Source organism: Roseiarcus sp. (assembly GCF_052145395.1).
Lineage (GTDB): Bacteria > Pseudomonadota > Alphaproteobacteria > Rhizobiales > Beijerinckiaceae > Roseiarcus.
On the sequence record NZ_JBKQOT010000742.1, the window covers coordinates 1 to 3,337 of the forward strand.

3 protein-coding genes are annotated in these 3,337 nt (G+C 64.4%); 2 read left to right on the forward strand and 1 reads right to left on the reverse strand.

Annotated elements, in window-relative coordinates:
• Positions 1-547: flavin reductase family protein (locus tag ACLP25_RS25495; RefSeq protein ID WP_442471910.1), on the forward strand; the 547-nt coding region annotated here is incomplete at its 5' end.
• A 59-nt stretch (positions 548-606) separates the two neighbouring features.
• Here ACLP25_RS25495 and ACLP25_RS25500 read toward each other — a convergent pair.
• Positions 607-843, reverse strand: coding sequence for a hypothetical protein (locus ACLP25_RS25500; RefSeq protein WP_442471911.1), 237 nt, complete (start codon positions 841-843; stop codon positions 607-609).
• Between the two features lie 613 nt (positions 844-1,456).
• Between ACLP25_RS25500 and ACLP25_RS25505 the strand changes: the two genes are divergently transcribed.
• The gene (locus ACLP25_RS25505; protein ID WP_442471912.1) at positions 1,457-2,974 is read left to right on the forward strand and encodes a tannase/feruloyl esterase family alpha/beta hydrolase; all 1,518 of its coding nucleotides are present in this window, start codon (positions 1,457-1,459) and stop codon (positions 2,972-2,974) included.
• The last annotated feature ends 363 nt before the right edge of the window (positions 2,975-3,337 follow it).

The following is a 3,337-nucleotide window of genomic DNA, read 5'->3' on the forward strand; positions in this document are numbered from 1 at the left end:
CAAGAAGGCCGACTTCCCGACGTCCCAGGTCCGGTGTTACCTAGAGCCGGGTCCGATCGTGCTGGTTTCGTCGTCGCACGAAGGACGCACGAACATCATGACGATGGGCTGGCACACGGTCATGGAGTTCACGCCTTCGCTTGTCGGGTGCGTCATTTCGAGTGCCAACCACAGCTTCGAGATGATCCGCCGCAGCCGGGAATGTGTGATCAACTTGCCGACGAGCAAGCTCACTGATGTCGTCGTGGGGATCGGCAACACCACCGGCGCCGAGATCGACAAGTTCCAGCACTTCGGACTGACGGCTGAGAAGGCTGCTGAGGTCGACGCGCCGCTGATCGCTGAATGCCATGCGAACTTCGAATGCCGCCTCCACGACGATGCTCTGGTCGCCAAGTACGACTTCTTCATCTTCGAGGTCGTGAGGGCGCATGTCGCCTCGTCGCCGAAGCACCCCGAGACGCTCCACTACACAGGCGAAGGGGTGTTCGTCGTGTCCGGCAAGGTCATCAGCCGGAGGTCGATGTTCCGTCCGGGGATGATATGAGGCTCGCGTCGGCATCGCGGATGCACTCGGCCGCGCTGCCACGGGAAGCCTCTCCGCGCCTAATCGCCGCTTGTCTCCGCTACGTGCAGCGCCGCTGCCTTGGCGGCCTCGAAGCTGTCGGCCGTGCCACTTGAGACCAGGTCCGGGAGAGCATTCTTCCCGCTTTTTCTCTGAACCTTCCAGGTCGGCACACCCTGGTCGAAGGACGCCTCCAGGATCAGTCCGGGCAAGTCAGCCATGACGGATCCCTCGGGCCACATGGGCGTGGGAAGCGGCTTCCATAAGACATCAATCATGTGCGTCTCCATGTCGACGGCAAGATTAAGGAGGGAGTGTGCCCCCCGAATTGCGGGTCGCCAGTGCTGGTCGAATACAACTGCGCATCGGTTTCATCTTCCACAGACCTCAATCAACGAAAGCGCCTTTTGAACCCGCAGTTGCCGGCACGTCACCGTGCGGTCGATGCTCAATTTGGACACCCCGGGGACCGCAACGACCCGGCGGCGGCGCGCCGGCCTTGGCCGCCTTCTCCGCCGCAATGCGATCCGTCGCCTTTTCCACGCCCGATGGCTTGATCTGCGGGCGCGGCGGCAAAGCCTTGAATGCCGGATCTCGCCCTTCAGTTGCTGGTCCTCCAACCGAAACGCCGCCCCCGTCGCGTTCAGCTTCGCTTGTCTCCACGAAGCCGCTCGACCTTGCCGATCAGTCGGCGAACCATGGGCCTAAGATCAGACCAAGCCGATTGGCTTTATGACGTTGCGCATCGTGCCGAAACAACGCACTCTCCGCGCGGGCTCGCTCTTGAGAGTCCATCGCAAGCCCCAATCCGAAAAGCGAGACGGCGACGCCAACAGGCGCTCGCCGTCCGCGGCCGAAGAGCCATCCACCGAGGACGCCGAGGAGCGGAACATGCGGAGATCAACGAAGCAAACTTCAAGGTGCGCGCGCGTCGCGCTCGCTGGCGCGGCAGCCGTTAGCGCATTGGCGCTCGCGGCCCCCTCGGCGAGGGCCGCAGATTGTGGCGACCTCGCCGACAAGATCTATGGCGACGCGACGATCATGGCGGCGACCAACGTGTCGCCGCCCTCGAGCCTCATGGGGCTCGATCCTCCCAAGCCGGTTGCGATCAACTCATCCTTCTGCCGGGTAGAGGGCATGCTCAAGACCTCGGCGAACTCACACGCGCGTTTCGAGGTCTGGTTGCCGCAGAAAGGCGCCTGGAACGGCAAATACCAGGGGGTCGGCAACGGCGGCTTCGCCGGCTCGCTGATCCTGTCGCCGATGGATTGGGCGCTTTCCGCCGGATACGCCGTCTCTGCGACCGACACCGGCCATACCGGCGGCACGCTCGACGCGGCCTGGGCGCTCGGCCATCCCGGAAGCATCGTCGACTTCGGCTGGCGCGCAATTCACGAGACGGCGGAAGCCTCCAAGGCAATCGTCGCCGACTATTACCAGAAGTCGCCGACGCGCTCCTATTTCAGCGGCTGCTCCGACGGCGGCCGCGAAGCGCTGATGGAGGCGGTGCGTTTCCCGAAGGACTATGACGGCATCGTCGCCGGCGCGCCGGCGAACTCGTGGGCGAAACTATTGGCCAACGGAATCTGGACCGAGCAGGCCCTCAAGCAGCCTGGCTCCTGGCTCTCCCCCGCCAAACTCGCCATCGTATCGAAGGCCGTGCACGCCCAATGTCCAGCCGAGAGCGGCTATGTCGAAGATCCGGCGCAGTGCCGCTTCGATGCGACGAGCCTCCTTTGCAAGGCCGGCCAAACGGACGCCTGCCTGACCGATCCGGAAGTTTCGGCGCTCAAAAAGATCTATTCGGGCGCATCGGACGCGGCCGGGCAGCCGATCTTTCCTGGCTTTGCGCCAGGAGGCGAAGCGGGGCCGACCGCCTGGGTCCTCTGGATCACCGGCGACGACGCAACGCATAGCGCGGGAAGCCTGGCGAACTTCTTCGTCACCGGCTATTTCGCCAACATGGTGTTCGACAAGTCGGACTGGCGCATCGACGGCGAGAACATCAGCGACGACCTCGCGGCGGCGGAGACAAAAACCGGGGAAGCGGTGGACTCGACTAGCCCCGATCTCAGCGCCTTTCGGGCGGCCGGCGGGAAGCTGATCCAGTATCACGGCTGGAACGACTCCGGGATTCCGCCTCAGAGTTCGATCAATTACTACAACGAGGTCACCGACAAGATGGGCGGCCTCAAGGACGCTCAATCCTTCTACCGGCTGTTCATGGCGCCGGGGATGGATCATTGCGGCGGAGGGCCGGGCCCGAATGCGATCGGCGGGGTGTTCGGCCTGCCCTCGACAAGCCGCGATCCCGAGCACGACGTCGTCTCCGCGCTTGCGCACTGGGTCGAGGACGGCGTCGCGCCGGAACAGATCGTTGCGACAAAGTATGGCGACAACGATCCGTAAAAGGGCGTCGTAGCCCAGCGCCCGTGGTGCGCCTATCCGTCCGCGGCCCACTACTCGGGCCAAGGCGATCGAAGCAACGCGGCGCGCTACGCCTGCGCGGCGCCGGCAAAGTAAAAGAAAAATTGGGCTGAGCGGCCGGCGTGGGAGCGCCGGACGCTCACAAGGAGCCGCCTTCGACGCGCGCTAGGCGCGCGCCAAGGCTTTTTGTCGGTCGCGGCTGAGCGAGCTGCCCGCCTACCCGGCGGCGCTCACTTGGTCGTCATCGTCTGGAGATCGATCGCGCCGCCCATCGCCTGGTATCCGGCGGCGTTCGGATGGAGATGATCGCCCTTGTCGAAGTTCGGCAGGGAGTGGCCGGGCTTC